Consider the following 17,874-nt stretch of genomic DNA (forward strand, 5'->3'; position numbering starts at 1 on the left):
CCCATAGATCTGCAGGGCGTTTTAAGTGCGGCCATGACCCGCATTCACTAGGTAGTTTGGAGGAATATCAATGCCTCGCAGAAGAGTCGTGGTGACCGGCTTGGGCATGCTGACCCCCGTTGGCAATAGCGTGGACGACACCTGGGCCAACATCAAAGCCGGTAAAAGCGGGATCGGGCCGATCGAGCACTTCGACGCCTCGAACTTCAATACGCGGTTCAGCGGTGCGATCAAGAATTTCGAACCTGGGCGTTACTTCAATCCCAAAGATGCCCGCAAGATGGATCTGTTCATTCAGTACGGCATCGCAGCGGCCGTTCAGTCGATTCAGGACGCAGGTCTTGAATGCACTGAAGAAAACGCCGAGCGCATTGGCGTGGCGATTGGTTCCGGTATCGGTGGTTTACCGATGATCGAAAATAATCACCAGTCGATGCTCAAAGGTGGTGCGCGACGTATTTCACCGTTTTTCGTGCCGGGCTCGATCATCAACATGATTGCGGGCAACCTGGCGATCCAATACGGATTCAAGGGGCCAAACATCGCCATCACCACGGCCTGCACGACCGGTACACACAACATCGGATATTCCGCACGCACCATCGCCTACGGCGACGCCGACGTCATGATCTGCGGCGGTGCCGAGATGGCCTCGACGCCGCTCGGTGTTGGTGGTTTCGGGGCGGCTCGGGCGCTATCGACTCGTAATGACAATCCGCAGGCGGCCAGCCGGCCGTGGGACCGTGATCGGGATGGCTTCGTGCTTTCTGACGGCGCGGGTGTCATGGTGCTCGAGGAGTACGAGCACGCCAAGGCTCGAGGCGCCACCATTTATGCCGAGCTTACCGGTTTCGGCATGAGCGATGATGCCCACCACATCACCTCGCCCAATGGCACCGGCGCGGGCCAGGCCATGCGTCAGGCGCTTCGGGACGCAGAGCTCAACCCCGAGCAGATTCAGTACATTAACGCCCACGGAACTTCGACCCAGGCCGGCGATGTGGCAGAGAGTCAAGCGGTTGAAGCGGTGCTTGGTGAGGCCTCCAAGAATGTTGCCGTCAGTTCGACCAAGTCGATGATCGGCCATTTGCTGGGTGCGGCCGGGTCGGTCGAGGCGATCTTTTCGGTACTTGCCATCCGTGATCAGGTGGCGCCGCCCACCATCAATCTGGATGAACCCGGTGAAGGCTGTGTGCTTGACTACGTGCCAAACACCGCACGAGACATGCATATCGACAACGTCCTCACCAACTCCTTCGGGTTCGGCGGAACCAACGGTTCGCTGGTGTTCAGTCGCATCTGATCATGAGTACCCAGCAGGTCGATTCCTTTCCCATGAGCGATCGCGGCCTCGCGTACGGGGATGGTCTTTTCGAGACCATTCTCGTGCGAAACGGCTCGCCGCTTTTCTGGAACGAGCACATGGAAAGGCTGGCTGATGGGGCCGCACGGCTTGGCTTCACGCCTCCGTGCCGATCCGAGCTCGAGGCTGTTCTGGCCCGGGCAGGCGCTGGGCTTTGTGTGCTAAAGCTTCTCGTCACCCGAGGCAGCGGTGGGCGCGGCTACGCGCCGCCCGCGCAGGCCCTGCCCTCGTGGAGCTATCATTTTTCCCCTTTTGAGCCCGACCGAGCGCGCCAGCATCAAGGCGTTACGGTGCGACTGTGTGCGCTTAAACTGAGCATTCAGCCCCAGCTTGCCGGCATCAAGCATCTGAGTCGGCTCGAAAACGTGCTGGCGCGGCAGGAATGGTCAGACTCAGGAATTGCCGAAGGGGTGCTCTCTGACCTTGACGGTCACGTGATCGAGGCCACCGCGATGAATGTCGCCTGGTTCGATGGTCGTCAGTGGCTCACGCCGAGACTCGACCGCTGTGGGGTAGGCGGCACACTTCGCCGTGCCTTGATCGAGCGAGGTCTACTCACTCAAGCGGTGCTCAGGACGCAAAATCTGCCTTCAGTACAGGCGATGATCGTTTTCAATTCGGTGCAGGGCTGCTGGCCGGTGACTTCGCTTGTAAGCGCAGATGGCGCGCCGGTGACGCACTGGGCCTTGACCGAGCCCGTCAAGACCATGACCCGGCAGGCCAATGCGCTGCTCGGGTATGACTAGGTTTCAAGAAGCTAGGTTTCAAGGAGAGCGTGTCGTGAAACGGATCATCACCTTCATCGTCGTACTGATGCTGCTGTGCGGCGCGGTGTTGGGGGGTGGCTATGCCTATTGGCGCCACACGTTAACTTCGCCTGTCGCCCTATCGTCGTCGACGGTTTTTGAGGTCGAGCGCGGGGAAGGGGCACGCCAGGTGCTTACGCGCCTTCAGTCCGAGCACATCATCGACGCACAATGGCCCTATAAGGTGCTGGGTGTGCTCGAGCCTGAACGGTTGAGGCAGTTGAAAGCCGGCGAGTTTCGAATCGACCCGGGCATGACCGGCTATGAGGTGCTTGAAAGGCTCTCGAGCAATGAGGTGGTCACGTATCGCTTCACCGTGCCCGAGGGGTGGACGTTTTCCAACATGCGTGCGCACATCGATGCGCTCGACAAGCTCGATCATTCGACAAAGGAATTGAGCAACGAGGCCTTGATGGCCAAGCTTGGCCACGAAGGGATGGACCCCGAAGGGCGTTTCTTTCCCTCGACCTATCAGTACCACAAGGGCACCAGTGATCTAAGGCTCTACCGCGCCGCGTTCGAGCGCATGACATCGACGCTCGATCAGGCCTGGGCCGAGCGCGACGAAAACCTGCCGCTCGAGTCGCCTTATCAGGCGCTGATTCTGGCCTCGTTGATCGAAAAGGAGACCGGTGCGCCCGAAGAGCGTCGAGAGATTGCCGGTGTCTTCGTGCGTCGGCTCGAAAAGGGCATGCGGCTTCAGACCGACCCCACGGTGATCTATGGCCTTGGCAAGAGCTATGACGGCAACATCACCCGGGCCGATCTCGAAACGGCCACCGCCTACAATACCTACGTCATCCATGGCCTGCCGCCGACGCCGATCGCGTTGCCGGGCAAGGCGGCCATCGATGCCGCCGTTCATCCGGCGCCGGGTACCGCGCTTTATTTCGTGGCGCGGGGCGAAGGCCGGCATTATTTTTCCGATACGTTGGCCGAGCACAATCGTGCGGTCAGAAAATATCTGCTCAACAAATGAAAGGGCATCAGCGATGACAGTACGCCGGGGCGCCTTCATTACGCTTGAAGGGTCGGAAGGGGTGGGCAAGACTACCAACGTTCGGTTCGTGTGCGAGCGCCTCGAATCGATGGGGCACGAGGTCGTTCGTACCCGTGAACCCGGGGGGACACCTCGCGCCGAGCAGATTCGTGGCTTACTGTTGGCGCCTGATAGCGAAGAGCCGTTGAGCGACCTGGCTGAGCTGCTGCTGGTCTTCTCCGCGCGAGCCCAGCATCTCGAGCAGGTGATTCGCCCGGCGCTTGCGCGCGGCGCGTTCGTGGTCTGTGACCGTTTCACGGACGCGACCTACGCCTATCAGGGCTCGGCCAGAGGCTGCGATACAAAAGCCATTGAGCACCTTGAAGCGTTGGTGCAACAAGGTCTGAGCCCTGATCTTACGCTGCTGCTCGATATGCCGGTCTCGGCTGCGGCCGAGCGTTTGGCATCACGTGGCGGGCAGGCGGATCGTTTCGAACAGGAGCGCTCGGCCTTTTTCGAGCGTGTGCGAGCCGGGTACCTGGCCGCGGCTCAGCGCGCGCCGGAGCGCATCGAGACGATTGACGCCGCTCGTCCCCTTGAGGACGTTCAGGGGAGCATCGATGAGGCACTGACGCGGTTGCTGGCGGCATGGAACTGACGCCCTATCCCTGGCAGGCGCCCCTGTTCGAGCAGTTCACACGTCTATTGACGCGTGAGCGTCTGCCGCACGCCCTTATGCTTAGCGGGCCGGAAGGCGTCGGCAAGGCCCGGCTTGCCAGCGCGTTTGCCGCGCGGGTGCTGTGTCGGCATGCGCGTGGCGCCGCTCACGCCTGCGGTGAATGCCATGATTGTCGAATGTGGCGCGCCGGACACCACCCCGATGTGCTTCATGTGCACCCACAGGACGCCGGACGCTTGATTCGTGTCGATACCATTCGGGATGTCAGTACGTTTGTCTCGCAAACCGCGCAGCAGGGCGGGTACCGCGTCATCGATCTTTCGCCTGCAGAGCGAATGAATACGGCGGCGGCCAATGCGCTTTTGAAAAGTCTGGAAGAGCCGGGGGAGCGTACGCTCTTTCTGCTGGGGGCCGATGTGGTGTCGCGGGTCATGCCGACCATTCGAAGCCGGTGTCAGCAGTGGACGCTGCCGTTGCCGCGTCATGACGTGGCCCTTCAGTGGCTTGGTGAGACGCACCAGATGAGCCCGGATGACGCCGAATTCTGGCTGAACGTGGCCGGGGATGTGCCGCTTCTGGCTGCGCGTCTGGCCGAGCCCGAGCGTCGAAAACTCAGACAGCAGCTGATGGACAGCTTCGACGGCCTGATTCGCGGCGCCGACCCGGTCTCTGAGGCGGCGCGGCTTGATCGCCAGACACTTGATCTTTCGCTTTGGTATGGCATTACCTGGCTCGAGGATTTGATCCGGCTTGGCCTTTCCGGCGATGAGCGGGGGGTACGCAATCGCGACCTGTTGCCGTTATATCGTCAAGCGATCAAGAACGGCCGGGTACGGGACTGGTTTCGTCTGCTTGATTACGCCAGGGAGCAGCGTCAGCTGGTGGCGAAGGGCGGGAACCCCAATGCGCAGCTGGTGTTCGAAGCCTGGCTGATTCGGTGGGCGGCGCTGCTTCGCGCGTGACCCAGTCGCGTTCTCGGATAAGGAGGTGTCATGAGTTCGACCAATAAAGCGCTGTCTCTAAGCTTTGATAATCTCGATACGCTCTTGTCGGCGTACATGCCGTTTCTGGAATACGGCGGAGTGTTCGTGCCGACCCGAGACCGGTTTGAGCTCGGCCAACGCGTTTTTCTGCTGTTGTCGCTGCCGGGAAGCAATGACCTCATGCCGGTCTCCGGCCGCGTGGCCTGGGTCTCTCCGGCAGGGATGAGCGGCCGTCGTCTGCCCGGCATCGGGGTTCATTTCGACCCCGGTGAAAGCGGGCTCTGTGCAACGATCGAGGCGCTGCTCGGTGAGCGGCTTGCCGAGCCTCACATGAGCTATACCCTCTGATTCAAGGCAGGTCCCGCGCGCGAACTCTGCGAGAATGGTCTTCAAGCTGCTAAACTGGCGCCTTTATCGATCAATGAAAAGGCAGTACGCATGACTTCGCAAGCCAACCCGATCCCGATGATCGACTCCCATTGCCATCTGGACATGCTGGGCCTTGCCGATAACGACGACGGCATCGATGCGCTGCTTACGCGCGCACGCGCCGACGGCGTCAGTCAGTTCCTGGCCATCATCACCGACCCTGACGACGCCCAGAAAACCATCGACATCAGCCGTGCGCATGACGATGTGATCTATGCGCTCGGGGTGCATCCGCTCAAGTCGCGGGAAACGGAGCTTGAACGCCAGGCGCTCATCGACGCCATCGACGCCTTCGAGCCGGTCGCAGTCGGAGAAATCGGGCTCGATTTCGTCGAGCACCGAGGCCAGCCGCCTCGGGTGCCGGTCGATATTCAGCGCGAACGCTTTGCGTGTCACCTGCAGGTCGCACGTGAAAGCGAACTGCCGGTAATTATTCATACGCGCGGGGCCAAGGAAGAGACGCTTGAGCTGCTCGAGCGTCACATTGATCCTGCGGTGGGCGGGGTCCTGCACTGCTTTACCGATGATCTTGATATGGCGCGTCGGGCCATCGCGATGGGCTTTTATATTTCGCTTTCCGGCATCGTGACCTTCAATCAGGCAGAAAACGTGCGTGAGCTTGCGCGGGTCTTGCCGCTCGATCGACTCCTGATCGAAACCGACAGCCCCTATCTCGCGCCCGTGCCTTACCGTGGGAAGACCAACGAGCCGGCCTACGTGGTCGAGGTGGCCCGCACCATTGCAGATGTTCGAGGCATTTCACTCGATGAAGTGGCCATGCAGACCACAGCCAACTTCTATCATCTATTCAAACGCGCGGCACCCAAGATGCCGCAGCGCATTCAAAGCCAGCTGGGTCAGCTCAACGCGGCCTTTCGAGGCTGAGGCGTCACGATATGTTGCAACGAATCATCGCGCACCTGGACGGCCATCCGCCGGATTCCATTCCCCCATTAATGGCCTGGGATCCGCCGTTTTGTGGTGATATGCCGCTTGAAATAGACCATGACGGTCAGTGGTGGCACGAAGGCGCGCTCATTACCCGTGAGCGCTTGCGGCGGCTTCTGGCAACGCTAATGCGTCGTGAAGACGATGGGCACTACTATCTGGTCACGCCTGTTGAGAAGCTGCGCATCAAGGTCGAGGACACCCCGTTCGTGATCATCGACGTTGAGCCGGTCGAGTCGGGCTGGGTGCTGATCAGTGATGTTGGCGATCGCATCCCGCTTGACGGTGAACATCCCCTGCGCCTCGATGGCGACGACACGCCGCCAAGAGTGAATGTGCGTTTCGGGCTGACCGCGCGGCTTCATCGCAATGTGTTCTACCGCTGGGTCGAGAGCGGTGACACGCGCGAAAGCGACGGTGTGCTGGAGGTCGGTGTCGAAAGTCAGGGGCACTGGCACGTACTGGGGCGGATGACGTCGGCCTCATGAGTTCGGAGCACGCGTCCGCACGGGCACTTACACGTGAGCAGCAGTGCGTCATCGCGCATGGAACCGGCCACGCGCGGGTCACGGCTGTGGCCGGCGCCGGCAAGACCACCACCATGGTTGCCCGGGTCGAGCACCTGCTTGCTGCAGGCGTTGCTGCGCCGCGGGTGATGGTGCTGATGTTCAACCGGCAGGCCAAGGATGATTTTTCCAGAAAGCTGTCACAGACGCTTGCTGGCGCCTATCCGATGCCTCAGGTGCGAACCTTCCATTCCATCGGCCACCGGCTGACTCAAACGCTGACCCGCTGGGGCGCGCTTGCGCCCCGGCAATTGATTCAGGCCGACTGGCAGCGTGAACGGCTATTGAAACAGGCCGTGGGTGCGGTGATCGGGGAGGATCGTGAGCGCCTTGAATGGGCGCTGGAGCCCGAGCGGCTCGAGGAGTTCGGTCAATTCTGCGAGCTGGTTAAGGCTGAGCTGGTAACGCCTGAGGCGTTGTTCGAGCGTGATGGCTATGGCCGTGAGGCACGCTATTACATCGAGGCCTACGCCGAGCTTCAGCAAAGCATGGAGGCTCAAGGGCTCATGACCTACAGCGATCTGCTGTTTCGGCCCTATCAGGCGCTTCTGACTGACCCGGCCCTGCGCCAGCGTGTGCAGGGGTTCGTCGAGCACATCATTGTCGATGAGTATCAGGACATCAACGAAGGCCAGCTTCAGCTTTTGGCCCAGATTGCCGGGCCCGACGCGTCGATCATGGCCGTCGGTGACGCCGATCAGTGCATTTATGAATGGCGGGGTGCTCGGCCGGATGCGATGAGCGAGGCCTTCACGCGCACCTTCGGTGACAGCACCCAGTTCGCACTGCCGCATACCTTCCGTCATGGCCATCGCATCGCGCTGATGGCCAACCATCTGATTCGCCACAACCCGCGCACGGACCGCCCCTTATGCGTCGCTGCCCCGAGCACGCCGTCCAGCACCTTCGAGCGGGTCTCGACTCTTGAGCAGGCGCTAACCACGCTCAAGGACGCATCAGAGCTTTCAAATACCGCCGTCCTGGTGCGGCACTGGTCATTGAGCGTGCCGGTGCAGCTTCAACTGCTGCGGGCCGGCATTCCGTTTCAGGTCGGGCGTCAGGAGCGGTTCGTGTTTCGTCTGCCACTGGTGCAGGCGTTGGCGGGGTATCTGGAGCTTGCGCGCAGCCCTCGGCTGATTCATGAGCCCGAGCATCTTTTGTTGCTGTTTGCTCAACCCACGCCCTTTGTCGCCCGCGAGCGGTTGCAGGTGCTGTGCCGGCAGCTGGCGCTTCAAAACGCCTGGTTCGAACGGGGCGACCCGATGCTCAATGGCCTGTCACGCGCGCAGCAGCGTACGCTCAAGAAGCGCTGGCAGCTGATCGATGATCTGGCGCGAAACGCCAGCCGCTGGACGCCGGCAACCGTGCTGTCTCACGTGATTGATACCCTGAATGCGCACGAGGTGTTAAAGCGCGCGGCGGCTCGGCCGGACAAGGGGGAAGAGGATGGCCGTCTGCTTGATGTCCTGCTTGAACAGGCCCGCGTGATGGAAAGCGACCCCGCTGGCTTTATCAACATGTTGAAGGCGCCGATCGAGGATCGAAACGATGGTGTGGTGGTCTCGACGGTGCATGGCGCCAAGGGGCTCGAGTGGGATCGTGTGATCCTGTTCGGGCTCAACGAGGAAGACTTCCCGTTCTACCACCGTGACAGCCCGCTGACGCCCTCGAGGCTTCTTGAAGAGCGCCGCCTTTTCTACGTCGGCATTACCCGGGCCCGCTCGCGGTTGACGCTTGTATGTGAGCCGGGGCAAACGCTGAGCCGATTTGTTGACGAGTGCGCGCCTGAATGCGCCAACCGCATCGCAGAAGCCCTTGCCAGTGAGGTTGGTGATACGCCGGTGGCGGTCAGTGAACCGGCCCTCGCGGCCCGTTACGCCGAGGCGGTGGGTGCTTCCACCGTAGCGTTTGAGCCGATGACCTATGGGGGAGGTGATTCATCGTCCGTTGCAGGCGCTCAGGCGACGAACTGGGTCGCCGGACAGGCAATCATTCACGATGTGTTCGGCGCTGGAACGATCGAGGCCATTGAAGGCGAGGGCGCACGGACGATTCTGACCGTGCGGTTCGATAAGGCCGGCACTCGAAAGCTGGTGGCCGATCGGGCGCCGCTGCGGTCTGGCCGCTAGGCAGCGCCCGAGTGCGCCCGGTGGTTACATGTTGGGGTAGTTGGGGCCGCCGCCGCCTTCCGGGGCGACCCAGACGATGTTCTGCTCCGGGTCCTTGATGTCGCAGGTCTTGCAGTGCACGCAGTTCTGGAAGTTGATCTGGAACTGGGGGGCACCGCTCTGGTCCTCGACCACTTCATAGACCCCGGCCGGGCAGTAGCGCTGTGCGGGCTCGGCGTACATGGGCAGATTGACCCGAATCGGAACGCTTGGGTCTTTAAGCCTTAGATGACTCGGCTGGTCTTCATCGTGGTTGGTGTTGGACAGATACACCGACGAGGCCTTGTCGAACGACAGCACGCCATCCGGTTTCGGGTAGTCGATCGGCTCGAAGCGGTCCTTGTTTTCAAGCTTGGCGTAGTCGGCCGTGCGGTCATGAAGCGTCGGAAGCTTGCCCTTGATTGCCTGATCCAGGGTGTTCCAGGCGCCACCGAGTAGGGTGCCGAACTTGTGGATCGCCGGGCCGAAGTTTCGCGCCTGATAAAGCTCTTCATACACCCAGCTCTGCTCGAAGCGCGCGGCGTGGCCGCTTAACGTGTTGCCGCCCTCATCGCCCGAGGCCAGGGCCTCGAACACGCTCTCGGCGGCAAGCATCCCGGATTTCATCGCGGTGTGCAGGCCCTTGATCTTTGCGAAGTTCAGGGTGCCGGCGTCACAGCCGATCAGAAGCCCGCCCGGGAACGTCATTTTCGGCAGGCAGTTGTGGCCGCCCTTGGCAATCGCGCGCGCGCCGTAGGCCACGCGGGTACCGCCTTTGAGATGCTCACTGACGACGGGATGATGCTTCATCCGCTGCATTTCATCAAACGGGGACACCCACGGGTTTTCATAGCTTAGATCGAGGATCAGTCCGACCATGACCTGCTGATTGTCGCCGTGGTAGAGAAAACCACCGCCGTGGGCGTGGCCCTCGGTCGGCCAGCCGGTGGTGTGAACGACACGGCCGGGCTGATGGTTCTCGGCCGGTACGTCCCAAAGCTCCTTGATGCCAATGGCGTAATGCTGCGGGTCGCTGTCGGCGTCGAGCGCGTAATGCTTGATCAGCGCCTTGCCCAGATGCCCACGGGCGCCTTCGGCAAAAAGCGTGTACTTGCCGCGAATGCCCATGCCGGGCATGTAGGTGTCCTTGGGCTCGCCATCGTGGCCGACACCCATGTCACCGGTGAGAATGCCCTGAACCTCACCATCGTCCCCGAAAAGCACTTCTTGGGCGGCAAAACCCGGGAAAACATCGACGCCGAGCTCTTCGGCCTGCTCGGCCAGCCAGCGGCAGAGATTGCCGGCGCTGATGACGTAGTTGCCGTCGTTCAGCATCGTTTTCGGCGCGGCAAGATGGGGAATGCGGGTGGCATTTTCCTCATCGCGGAGCAGGTAGATGTCGTCGGCGCTGACCGGCGTGGTCAAAGGCGCCTTGCGTGCCTCCCAGTCCGGGAACAGCTCATCCAGGGCGCGGGGCTCGAACACGGCGCCCGACAGGATATGGGCACCGACTTCCGCCCCTTTTTCCAAAACGCAGACGGAGAGCTCCGTGCCGGCCTCGTTGGCCTGCTGCATCAATCGGCAGCCCGCGGCAAGCCCCGACGGGCCGGCGCCAACGATTACCACGTCGAAATCCATGTACTCGCGTTCATCATCCACTAGACGGTATCTCCTCTCATTCGGGACGGTCCGAACATGCTCTTTTATTCATTGAGCCTGATCTCCATATAAGCTGGAGCGGCTTCATCTTTTTTGAGCCGTGTTACACTCTGACTCATTCCATCAAGCGCCGCGTCTTCGCTGAATGCGTGCGCGATGTAAGTTGTCGCTATTGTGGCATTTTTTTATCGAATGCGGGAATCTCGGCCGGCCGTATCGGCACAGGCCAGGCGCGCGTTCGAACGGATCCAGACGGTGCCACCGCCTTGATCTGACATATGTTTTACGGGTTTAGACGCCACGCCGGAACTGCTTTTCTTATAAGGCATTTCGGCCTACTTAAAGAAACGAGGACCTCATGAAAGTACTCGTCGCGGTAAAACGCGTGATTGATTACAACGTCAAGGTTCGGGTCAAGCCCGACAACTCAGACGTTGATCTGACCAATGTAAAAATGGCCATGAATCCCTTTTGCGAGATCGCGGTCGAAGAAGCGGTTCAGCTGAAAGAGCGCGGCATCGTATCCGAGGTTGTGGCCGTCACGGTCGGGCCAAAGGCCGCCCAGGAACAGCTTCGCACCGCGCTGGCGCTCGGGGCGGATCGGGCCATTCATCTTGAAACCGATGAGGTGGTCGAGTCGTTGGGTGTGGCGAAGCTCCTCAAGAAGGTGGTCGAGGATGAGCAACCGAGCCTTGTCCTGATGGGCAAGCAGTCCATCGACACCGACAACAACCAGACCGGCCAGATGCTTTCCGCGCTGATGGGCTGGGCTCAGGCGACATTTGCGTCCAAGGTTGCGATCGAGGGCGATACTGCAACGGTCGAGCGTGAAATCGATGGCGGCCTGCAAACACTGTCACTGAACCTGCCGGCGGTGATTACCACCGACCTTCGTTTGAACGAGCCGCGCTACGCCAAGCTCCCCGACATCATGAAGGCCAAGAAAAAACCGGTCGACACCCGCTCTGTTGCTGATCTGGGCGTGGATATCGCGCCCCGGGTCGAGCTGGTGCGGGTCGAGTTGCCCACCGAACGTCAGGAAGGCGTGCGTGTGGGCAGTGTCGATGAACTGGTGGATAAACTGAAAAACGAAGCGAAGGTGATTTGATGGCAACCCTTATTTTCGCAGAGCACCAGGACGGTGCGCTCGACCCGGCCACGGCGCGCGTGGTTGCAGGCGCCAAGGCACTTGGTGAGCCGATCGACGTGGTTCTGATGGGGCATCAGATCGACGGCGCCGCGCGTCAGGCTGCCGAAATCGACGGTGTGTCACGTGTACTTGTTGCGGATAACGAGGCCTATCAGCACGTGCTGGCCGAAAACGTTTCCAAGGTTCTGGTCGAGCTCTCTGGTGAGTACACGCACCTGCTCGCAAGCGCCTCTACCACCGGCAAGAACGTCCTGCCACGGGTGGCCGCGCTCAAGGACGTCTCGCCGCTTACCGATGTCATCGCCATTGAATCAAGCGATACCTTTCGTCGCCCGATCTACGCCGGCAGCGCCATTGCCACCGTCAAGAGTCTTGATACGCTCAAGATCGTGAGCCTTCGGGCCACGGCGTTTGAGCCGGCTGGCCAGCAGAGCGCCGCGTCGATCGAGCCGGTGACCGTGGTCGAAGTCTCGACCACCTCACGCTTTGTCAGCGAAGCGCGTCCGGAAGGCGAGCGGCCAGAGCTTACCAGCGCCGGCGTCGTTGTTTCCGGTGGCCGTGGCATGGGCAACGGTGAAAACTTCAAGCTGCTCGAGGCGGTCGCCGACAAGCTGGGCGCCGCGATCGGCGCTTCTCGCGCCGCCGTCGATGCAGGCTACGTGCCCAACGACATGCAGGTCGGCCAGACCGGCAAGATCGTGGCGCCAGAGCTTTACATCGCCGTTGGTATTTCAGGGTCCATCCAGCACCTGGCCGGCATGAAGGATTCGCGGGTCATCGTCGCCATCAACAACGACGATGAAGCGCCCATCTTCAGGGTTGCCGATTACGGGCTGGTCGGGGATCTGTTCGAGGTGCTGCCGGAGCTTGCCCAAAAGCTCTGAAGTCCCCTTGCGTAAGGCACGATCAAAGGCATGGCTTCGCCATGCCTTTTTTGCGTTTATAGACCCCATGAACAGCAGACAAGGCAAACTGATCCAATGGCAAGTATAATTGATAATTGTTCTTGTTTGTATTAGCGTACGCCTTGCCGAATTAACCGGGTGCGGTGTATCAAGGCACCCATGATTACCCTTTCATGCGATGAGTCTGGAGATGCGAGTGAAGTGTCGGATATCAACCGGGCGGCTGGCGGCCATGACGGGCGCGCTGGGTGTGGCGCTGTTGTCATTGCCGGCGATCGGCGCCCCGTCTGCGCTCAGAGACGCCACCACCGAACATCAGGCGACACAGCAGGCCATTCAATCGGCGATTGACGATGCCGACGATGAAACCAAGGAACTCCTGATCAAGCTGCGTGATACCGAGCAATCCGCCAAGCGTCTGTCGACGTATAACGAGTCGCTCGAGCGCCAGGTCGACGATCAATCCCAGCGAATCAAGGCGCAAACGCGAGCACTTGAACAGGCTGGCAGCCTGAAGCAGGCGCTTCCGAGCGAACTGGAGGCGATGGTGTCGCGGCTCAGGGCACTGGTCGAGGCCGATCTTCCCTTCCGTCGCGACGACCGGCTGGCCCGAATCGACAGCCTTGAACACATGCTTGGTCAATCCGACATGAGCGCAAGCGACAAGCTCAAGCGCATTCTTAGCGTATGGCGCGCCGAGATTGGCTATGGCGACGGGCTTGATAGCTGGCGGGGGGCGTTGTCTCTCGATGAAAAGGCCGATAGTGGGGTCACGACACAGGTTCAGTTCGTACGCATCGGCCGGGTGGGGTACTACTACCTGAGTCTTGACGGCAAACGCGGCGCCGTCTTGCGTGAAGGTGCCTGGCAGCCGCTCGAGCATGATCAGGTCGTGACCCTGCGTCACGCGGTCAAGATGGCGCATGATCAGCAGGCCCCCGAGCTTCTGGCATTGCCGCTGTCGCTGGATGCCACTCAACGCGGCGCGTCCGCCGCCATCGACAACGACAACGACAATGCTCAGGGAGGTGCCCAATGATGCGTACTGCAAAAGCGCTACTTCTGGGCACGCTGACCGTGCTTGGGGCGTCGCATGCGCTTGCGGCGCCGACCTCACTTGATGAGGCGGTCAAGCAGTACACCGCCGAGGCGCAGAAGGCCGAGGCGCGTGATCAGGCGCGCTTGACCGAGCTTGCCAATGACAAGAGCGCGCTTCAGGCCGAACTTGACAAGGCCTCTGACCGGCTCACTCAGGCCAAGGCCAAACAGTCCAGACTCGAGGCCCGATTCGATGAGCAACAACAAGCGCTTGATGATCTAGGCACCCGACGAGGCCAGCAGGGCGGTGACGTCACCGCGATTACCTCGACGCTCAACGCGCAGCTTGGCAAGCTCGACCAGTCACTCGATGCGAGCTGGGCGCATGCCTTCAAGGGTGTCGCGGTCCCTGGCCCGCTGGACGACGATGCGTTGCCGGGTGCGGATACGCTCTCGAACCTGAACGATCAGTTGGCAAGCCTCCTGGCGGCCACCGGGCAGGTAAGCGTTGATTCAGAGCCGGTGGCCGGGCAGGACGGCACGGTCGCACCGGCGCCTGTCGCGCGCATTGGTAACGTCATGGCCTTTACCGATCAGGGCCTCTTGCGGCTTCCTAAGGCCGGCCAGCCGCTGACGCTTGCACCCGCAACGCCTGGTGACGTCAAGAACGCGATGGCCCGTTTCATTGACTCAGGCGGCGTCGTGCCGCTGGACGTCTCCGATGGCGAGATCGTCAAGGCGCTGGCGGATCAGCCAAGTCTGACCGATCGCCTGGCTCAGGGCGGGGTGGTTGGCTACATCACGCTCGGGCTTGGTGTGTTGGGGCTTCTGGTCGCGATCGCGCAGTGGGCGTATCTGCAGCGCATCTATCAAAAGGTGCGTGCTCAGGTGAAATCACTGAACACGCCCAGCACTGACAATCCGCTTGGCCGCGTGCTGGCCCGGTTCAAGAACGTTCACCCCGGCAGCGAACCCGAAGCGCTCGAGGCGCGACTCGATGAGCTGCTCCTGGCCGAGCAGCCGGTGATCGAGCGCGGCCAGTCACTGGTCAAGCTGATTGCGGCCATTGCGCCCTTGATGGGACTGCTGGGAACCGTGACCGGCATGATCGGCACGTTCCAGTCAATCACGGTATTTGGCAGCAGTGACCCCAAACTGATGGCGGGCGGCATTTCGCAGGCGCTGATCACGACCGTGATCGGCCTGATCGTTGCGATTCCTTTGCTGTTCGCGCATACGGCCTTGAGCTCACGTAGCCGCAAACTGTTGAACGTGCTCGAAGGGCAGGCCAGTGCCCATCTGGCCGAGCGGCTCGAAGGCGGCGAGGGCAAGGATCATGTACCAACTGCTTGATCCGATCGAGCGCCTGAGCGATGCCGGCGGGCCGGTGCTGGTCGCGATCCTGTTCGTGGCCATGGTGCTCTTCGGCCTTGCAGTCGAGCGCCTGCTTTACTGGCGGCTCGGGTACCGACGCGACCGGCGCCAGCTGCTGGACCGTTGGCAGCGCCGGCGCGACCACACAAGCTGGAGCGCACGCACCCTTCGCGCCTACTGGAGCGATGAGCTTCTACGCAGACTCCGGGGCACATTGCCGTGGGTGAAGGTACTGGTGGCGCTTTGCCCGCTTTTGGGGCTTTTGGGGACGGTGACCGGCATGATTCAGGTGTTTGACACGCTTGCGTTTGCCGGCACCGGCCAGTCCCGCGCCATGTCCGATGGTGTCGCGCGCGCAACGCTTCCGACCCTTGCCGGTATGGCAGTGGCGGTGGTGGGGCTGTTGTTTGCCAGTCATTTCGAACACATCGTCCGGCGTGAGGATCAGCGGCTGCATGACCGCATGGCTCGCGCCCTGGAGGAGCAGGGTAATGCGTAGACGTCGTCGTCAACTTCAAGAAGACGCCACGGCCGGGGTCGACCTGACCCCGATGCTGGATGTGGTCTTCATCATGCTGATCTTTTTTATCGTGACGACCAGTTTCGTGCGCGAAAGCGGTGTCGAGATCGACCGGCCCGAAGCCAAGGGGGCCGTGTCTCAGCAAAGCGCGCAGGTGCTGGTCGCGATTACTGCCAATGGCACGCTTTGGCTCAACGGCGAAACGGTCAGCCCCGATCAGGTCGGTCAGAAAGTGGCCGAGGCCGTGCGCCAGGGCAGTGGCAACGTGGTGGTGCAGGCCGATCGCCGCTCGCAGACCGGGCTTCTGGTCGAAACGATGGACGCGATCCGCCAGGCGGGGGTTGATAACGTGGCCGTGGCGGCTACCCGGAGCGGCCCATGAGCTATCTGCGTCGCCTGGGGGGGCTGACGTTCGGTGCGGTGCTGGCGCTGGCGCTTTTTTATATGCTGGCGCTTATGGTCGCGCCGCCGGAGCGCATTGAGGAACCGCCGAAGAAGCTTTCGATTTCGATGACCAAAGCGGTTCAGGCGCAGAAGGCAAAAGGTGAGACCGCCAAGCCCGAGGCGGCGCGTCCCAGCACGCCGCCGGCCGCGCCGCCCAGGCCAGAGGCGCAGCCGGCGCCGTCGGCCTCGGCCCAGAGTCCGGTAACGCTTCCGCCGACCAAGACACCGCCGGTGTCGCCCAAGGTCGCGCCGGCCAAGACCTCAACGCCTCAGCTGGAGGTTGCCAAGGCGGCGCCCAAGCCGACACCCCAGCCGGCAAAACCGTCCGAGAGTGCGCCGACCGAGACTCAGACCACCTCGAGCGCCAGCGGCGGCTCGATGAAGGAAACCACCGCCGAGCGCTCCGGGTCGCCCAACCCGACGCGCAAGGTATTGCCTGAATACCCGCGCAGGGCTCGGCTTCGGGGAACCGAAGGGTTTGTTGAGCTTCAATACGTCATTCAGCGAAACGGGCAGGTCGATAAGGCCTCGATCCGCGTGATCGAGTCGCGCCCGGGCTCGACGTTCAATGAGGCGGCCAAGGACGCGGTGGCTCAGTGGCGCTATCCGCCGCAGCCCCAAGTGCGCCAGACCCGTCAGCGCATCGAATTCAAGCTGCGAGGCTAGCCATGAACCAACGACGCTCTTTTCATATTGCGCTTGCCGCGCTGGGTCTTAGTTTAAGCATGGCCGTGCAGGCCGCTGGGCCTGCGCTGTCGCAGTCTACCGTGGACCGGATTGACGCGCTTTCGAGCACGCTTTCATCGAATCCGGCGGCAGTGGTTCAAAAGGCCGGTGCGTCGATCGAGGCGCTTGGCAAAGGCCGAAGCCAAAGCGATCGCTGGGCCAGGGCACTTTATGAACACTTGATGGCCAGGGCCTACGCTCATCAGGGCCAGCCGGGTGAGGCCGCGCGGTATTTTGCCCGTGCTCATTCAGATGACGTGGTGCCGCTGTCGCTTCGTCGCGAGTGGCTTCGAGAAGAGGCGCGCTATCGGCTTGAGGCCGGCCAGACCCGCCGGGGCCGGGCGCTGTTCGAGCGGTGGGCGGCTCAGGCGCGTCCGGATGCCAACGATTACTGGACGCTGACCGAGCTTGCGGCCGAGGCCCGGGACTGGCCCGGTGCGGCGCGCTATCTCAAGCGCGCGCGTCGGGCCGGCATCGACCTGACGCCACAGCGTCAATCACTTGCCGATGCCATTCACCAGCACAGCGGAGATTACGCCTCGCTGCTGTCGCCGCTTCTTAAGCGACTCGATGCCCATCCCGGCGATCGAGCCCTTCGACTCCGGGCTGTCGCGCTCTATCAACGACTCGGGGAGGCCGGCAAGGCCGCAGCCATATGGGAGGCGGGCTGGCAGCGGGGGGTGCTGTCAGGCGCGAAGTCGCTCGATCGGCTTGTTGCACTCCATCTTGCCGCCGGCACGCCCGCGCGGGCGGCTGAATGGCTTGAAAAAGGGCTGTCTTCCGGCACGCTCGAGGAGACAACCGCACGGCGTCGCACACTGGCCGAGGCCTGGACGGCGGCTCGAGCACGGGACAAGGCCCTTGCGAGCTGGACCGCGCTTGCCGAGCGCACCGGGGCTCCCGAGGACTGGCGTGACCTGGGCGAACTCGCCTACAGCTGGGGGGACTGGTCGCAGGTCATTACCGCGATGACCAACGCACGCAAGGCAGGGCTTGAAGACACCGGGCGAAGTTGGCTGTTGCAGGGTGTGGCCGCGTTTTCGCTCGAAAAGGACGCCGAGGCCACTCAGGCGCTCGAGCAGGCGATCGCCACGGCGCAAGGGCAAACCAGGACGCAGGCCCAAGCCTGGTATAAAGCGCTGACGGCCTCGTGAGAGG

18 protein-coding genes are annotated in these 17,874 nt (G+C 61.9%); 17 read left to right on the forward strand and 1 reads right to left on the reverse strand.

Going from position 1 to position 17,874, the window contains the following annotated elements; translation table 11 throughout:
• Positions 1 to 70: 70 nt before the first annotated feature.
• The 9 genes from fabF (at position 71) to NAT23_RS01210 (ending at position 8,882) form a co-directional block, all read left to right on the forward strand.
• Positions 71 to 1,303 carry a beta-ketoacyl-ACP synthase II gene (gene fabF / locus NAT23_RS01170; protein ID WP_251924716.1) on the forward strand — a complete coding sequence of 411 codons (1,233 nt, stop codon included), beginning with the start codon at positions 71 to 73 and terminating at the stop codon, positions 1,301 to 1,303.
• A 2-nt stretch (positions 1,304 to 1,305) separates the two neighbouring features.
• Complete coding sequence (gene pabC, locus NAT23_RS01175; protein WP_251924717.1) at positions 1,306 to 2,109, forward strand: aminodeoxychorismate lyase; 804 nt, start codon at positions 1,306 to 1,308, stop codon at positions 2,107 to 2,109.
• 34 nt (positions 2,110 to 2,143) lie between these two features.
• Positions 2,144 to 3,148, forward strand: a complete 1,005-nt coding sequence (gene mltG, locus NAT23_RS01180; protein WP_251924718.1) for an endolytic transglycosylase MltG — start codon at positions 2,144 to 2,146, stop codon at positions 3,146 to 3,148.
• A 13-nt stretch (positions 3,149 to 3,161) separates the two neighbouring features.
• Positions 3,162 to 3,806 carry a dTMP kinase gene (tmk, locus tag NAT23_RS01185; protein ID WP_251924719.1) on the forward strand — a complete coding sequence of 215 codons (645 nt, stop codon included), beginning with the start codon at positions 3,162 to 3,164 and terminating at the stop codon, positions 3,804 to 3,806.
• Positions 3,797 to 4,789, forward strand: a complete 993-nt coding sequence (locus tag NAT23_RS01190; RefSeq protein WP_251924720.1) for a DNA polymerase III subunit delta' — start codon at positions 3,797 to 3,799, stop codon at positions 4,787 to 4,789. The genes tmk and NAT23_RS01190 overlap by 10 nt, the downstream gene beginning before the upstream one ends.
• Before the next feature lie 30 nt (positions 4,790 to 4,819).
• Positions 4,820 to 5,158, forward strand: a complete 339-nt coding sequence (locus tag NAT23_RS01195) for a PilZ domain-containing protein (RefSeq protein ID WP_251924721.1) — start codon at positions 4,820 to 4,822, stop codon at positions 5,156 to 5,158.
• 90 nt (positions 5,159 to 5,248) lie between these two features.
• Positions 5,249 to 6,124, forward strand: coding sequence for a TatD family hydrolase (locus tag NAT23_RS01200; RefSeq protein WP_251924722.1), 876 nt, complete (start codon positions 5,249 to 5,251; stop codon positions 6,122 to 6,124).
• A gap of 11 nt (positions 6,125 to 6,135) precedes the next feature.
• Entirely contained in the window at positions 6,136 to 6,675 is a 540-nt protein-coding gene (locus tag NAT23_RS01205; protein ID WP_251924723.1) for a DUF1285 domain-containing protein, read from the forward strand.
• On the forward strand, positions 6,672 to 8,882 hold the full coding sequence (locus NAT23_RS01210) for an ATP-dependent helicase (RefSeq protein WP_251924724.1): 2,211 nt from the start codon (positions 6,672 to 6,674) through the stop codon (positions 8,880 to 8,882). Before NAT23_RS01205 ends, NAT23_RS01210 begins: the two co-directional genes overlap by 4 nt.
• Positions 8,883 to 8,906: 24 nt before the next feature.
• Here the strand turns inward: NAT23_RS01210 and NAT23_RS01215 are convergent, their stop codons facing one another.
• Positions 8,907 to 10,559 carry an electron transfer flavoprotein-ubiquinone oxidoreductase gene (locus NAT23_RS01215; protein WP_350028297.1) on the reverse strand — a complete coding sequence of 551 codons (1,653 nt, stop codon included), beginning with the start codon at positions 10,557 to 10,559 and terminating at the stop codon, positions 8,907 to 8,909.
• Between the two features lie 358 nt (positions 10,560 to 10,917).
• Here NAT23_RS01215 and NAT23_RS01220 point away from each other — a divergent pair, with 358 nt between their 5' ends.
• The 8 genes from NAT23_RS01220 to NAT23_RS01255 all read left to right on the forward strand — a co-directional run bounded on the left by NAT23_RS01220 (position 10,918) and on the right by NAT23_RS01255 (position 17,870).
• On the forward strand, positions 10,918 to 11,667 hold the full coding sequence (locus NAT23_RS01220; RefSeq protein WP_251924725.1) for an electron transfer flavoprotein subunit beta/FixA family protein: 750 nt from the start codon (positions 10,918 to 10,920) through the stop codon (positions 11,665 to 11,667).
• The gene (locus NAT23_RS01225) at positions 11,667 to 12,593 is read left to right on the forward strand and encodes an electron transfer flavoprotein subunit alpha/FixB family protein (RefSeq protein ID WP_251924726.1); all 927 of its coding nucleotides are present in this window, start codon (positions 11,667 to 11,669) and stop codon (positions 12,591 to 12,593) included. Before NAT23_RS01220 ends, NAT23_RS01225 begins: the two co-directional genes overlap by 1 nt.
• Positions 12,594 to 12,810: 217 nt before the next feature.
• On the forward strand, positions 12,811 to 13,653 hold the full coding sequence (locus tag NAT23_RS01230; protein WP_251924727.1) for a DUF3450 domain-containing protein: 843 nt from the start codon (positions 12,811 to 12,813) through the stop codon (positions 13,651 to 13,653).
• Positions 13,650 to 15,005, forward strand: coding sequence for a MotA/TolQ/ExbB proton channel family protein (locus NAT23_RS01235; protein ID WP_251924728.1), 1,356 nt, complete (start codon positions 13,650 to 13,652; stop codon positions 15,003 to 15,005). The genes NAT23_RS01230 and NAT23_RS01235 overlap by 4 nt, the downstream gene beginning before the upstream one ends.
• A complete protein-coding gene (locus NAT23_RS01240; protein WP_251924729.1) occupies positions 14,989 to 15,525 on the forward strand; it encodes a MotA/TolQ/ExbB proton channel family protein in 537 nt (178 codons plus the stop codon). The genes NAT23_RS01235 and NAT23_RS01240 overlap by 17 nt, the downstream gene beginning before the upstream one ends.
• Complete coding sequence (locus NAT23_RS01245) at positions 15,518 to 15,928, forward strand: ExbD/TolR family protein (RefSeq protein WP_251924730.1); 411 nt, start codon at positions 15,518 to 15,520, stop codon at positions 15,926 to 15,928. The genes NAT23_RS01240 and NAT23_RS01245 overlap by 8 nt, the downstream gene beginning before the upstream one ends.
• Complete coding sequence (locus NAT23_RS01250; RefSeq protein WP_251924731.1) at positions 15,925 to 16,656, forward strand: energy transducer TonB; 732 nt, start codon at positions 15,925 to 15,927, stop codon at positions 16,654 to 16,656. Before NAT23_RS01245 ends, NAT23_RS01250 begins: the two co-directional genes overlap by 4 nt.
• Before the next feature lie 2 nt (positions 16,657 to 16,658).
• Positions 16,659 to 17,870 (forward strand): tetratricopeptide repeat protein, encoded by a 1,212-nt coding sequence (locus NAT23_RS01255; RefSeq protein ID WP_251924732.1) that lies wholly within the window; start codon positions 16,659 to 16,661, stop codon positions 17,868 to 17,870.
• Positions 17,871 to 17,874 lie beyond the last annotated feature (4 nt).

The organism is Larsenimonas salina (assembly GCF_023736155.1).
GTDB lineage: Bacteria > Pseudomonadota > Gammaproteobacteria > Pseudomonadales > Halomonadaceae > Larsenimonas > Larsenimonas salina.

What these genes read in the sequence shown, in the direction of transcription:
- NAT23_RS01220 (WP_251924725.1), top strand. Translation starts at nt 10,918, where the DNA reads ATGAAAGTACTCGTCGCGGTAAAACGCGTGATTGATTACAACGTCAAG.
- NAT23_RS01200 (WP_251924722.1), top strand. Translation starts at nt 5,249, where the DNA reads ATGACTTCGCAAGCCAACCCGATCCCGATGATCGACTCCCATTGCCAT.
- NAT23_RS01205 (WP_251924723.1), top strand. Translation starts at nt 6,136, where the DNA reads ATGTTGCAACGAATCATCGCGCACCTGGACGGCCATCCGCCGGATTCC.
- tmk (WP_251924719.1), top strand. Translation starts at nt 3,162, where the DNA reads ATGACAGTACGCCGGGGCGCCTTCATTACGCTTGAAGGGTCGGAAGGG.
- NAT23_RS01235 (WP_251924728.1), top strand. Translation starts at nt 13,650, where the DNA reads ATGATGCGTACTGCAAAAGCGCTACTTCTGGGCACGCTGACCGTGCTT.
- NAT23_RS01225 (WP_251924726.1), top strand. Translation starts at nt 11,667, where the DNA reads ATGGCAACCCTTATTTTCGCAGAGCACCAGGACGGTGCGCTCGACCCG.
- pabC (WP_251924717.1), top strand. Translation starts at nt 1,306, where the DNA reads ATGAGTACCCAGCAGGTCGATTCCTTTCCCATGAGCGATCGCGGCCTC.
- NAT23_RS01210 (WP_251924724.1), top strand. Translation starts at nt 6,672, where the DNA reads ATGAGTTCGGAGCACGCGTCCGCACGGGCACTTACACGTGAGCAGCAG.
- NAT23_RS01195 (WP_251924721.1), top strand. Translation starts at nt 4,820, where the DNA reads ATGAGTTCGACCAATAAAGCGCTGTCTCTAAGCTTTGATAATCTCGAT.
- fabF (WP_251924716.1), top strand. Translation starts at nt 71, where the DNA reads ATGCCTCGCAGAAGAGTCGTGGTGACCGGCTTGGGCATGCTGACCCCC.
- NAT23_RS01190 (WP_251924720.1), top strand. Translation starts at nt 3,797, where the DNA reads ATGGAACTGACGCCCTATCCCTGGCAGGCGCCCCTGTTCGAGCAGTTC.
- NAT23_RS01255 (WP_251924732.1), top strand. Translation starts at nt 16,659, where the DNA reads ATGAACCAACGACGCTCTTTTCATATTGCGCTTGCCGCGCTGGGTCTT.
- NAT23_RS01250 (WP_251924731.1), top strand. Translation starts at nt 15,925, where the DNA reads ATGAGCTATCTGCGTCGCCTGGGGGGGCTGACGTTCGGTGCGGTGCTG.
- NAT23_RS01245 (WP_251924730.1), top strand. Translation starts at nt 15,518, where the DNA reads ATGCGTAGACGTCGTCGTCAACTTCAAGAAGACGCCACGGCCGGGGTC.
- NAT23_RS01240 (WP_251924729.1), top strand. Translation starts at nt 14,989, where the DNA reads ATGTACCAACTGCTTGATCCGATCGAGCGCCTGAGCGATGCCGGCGGG.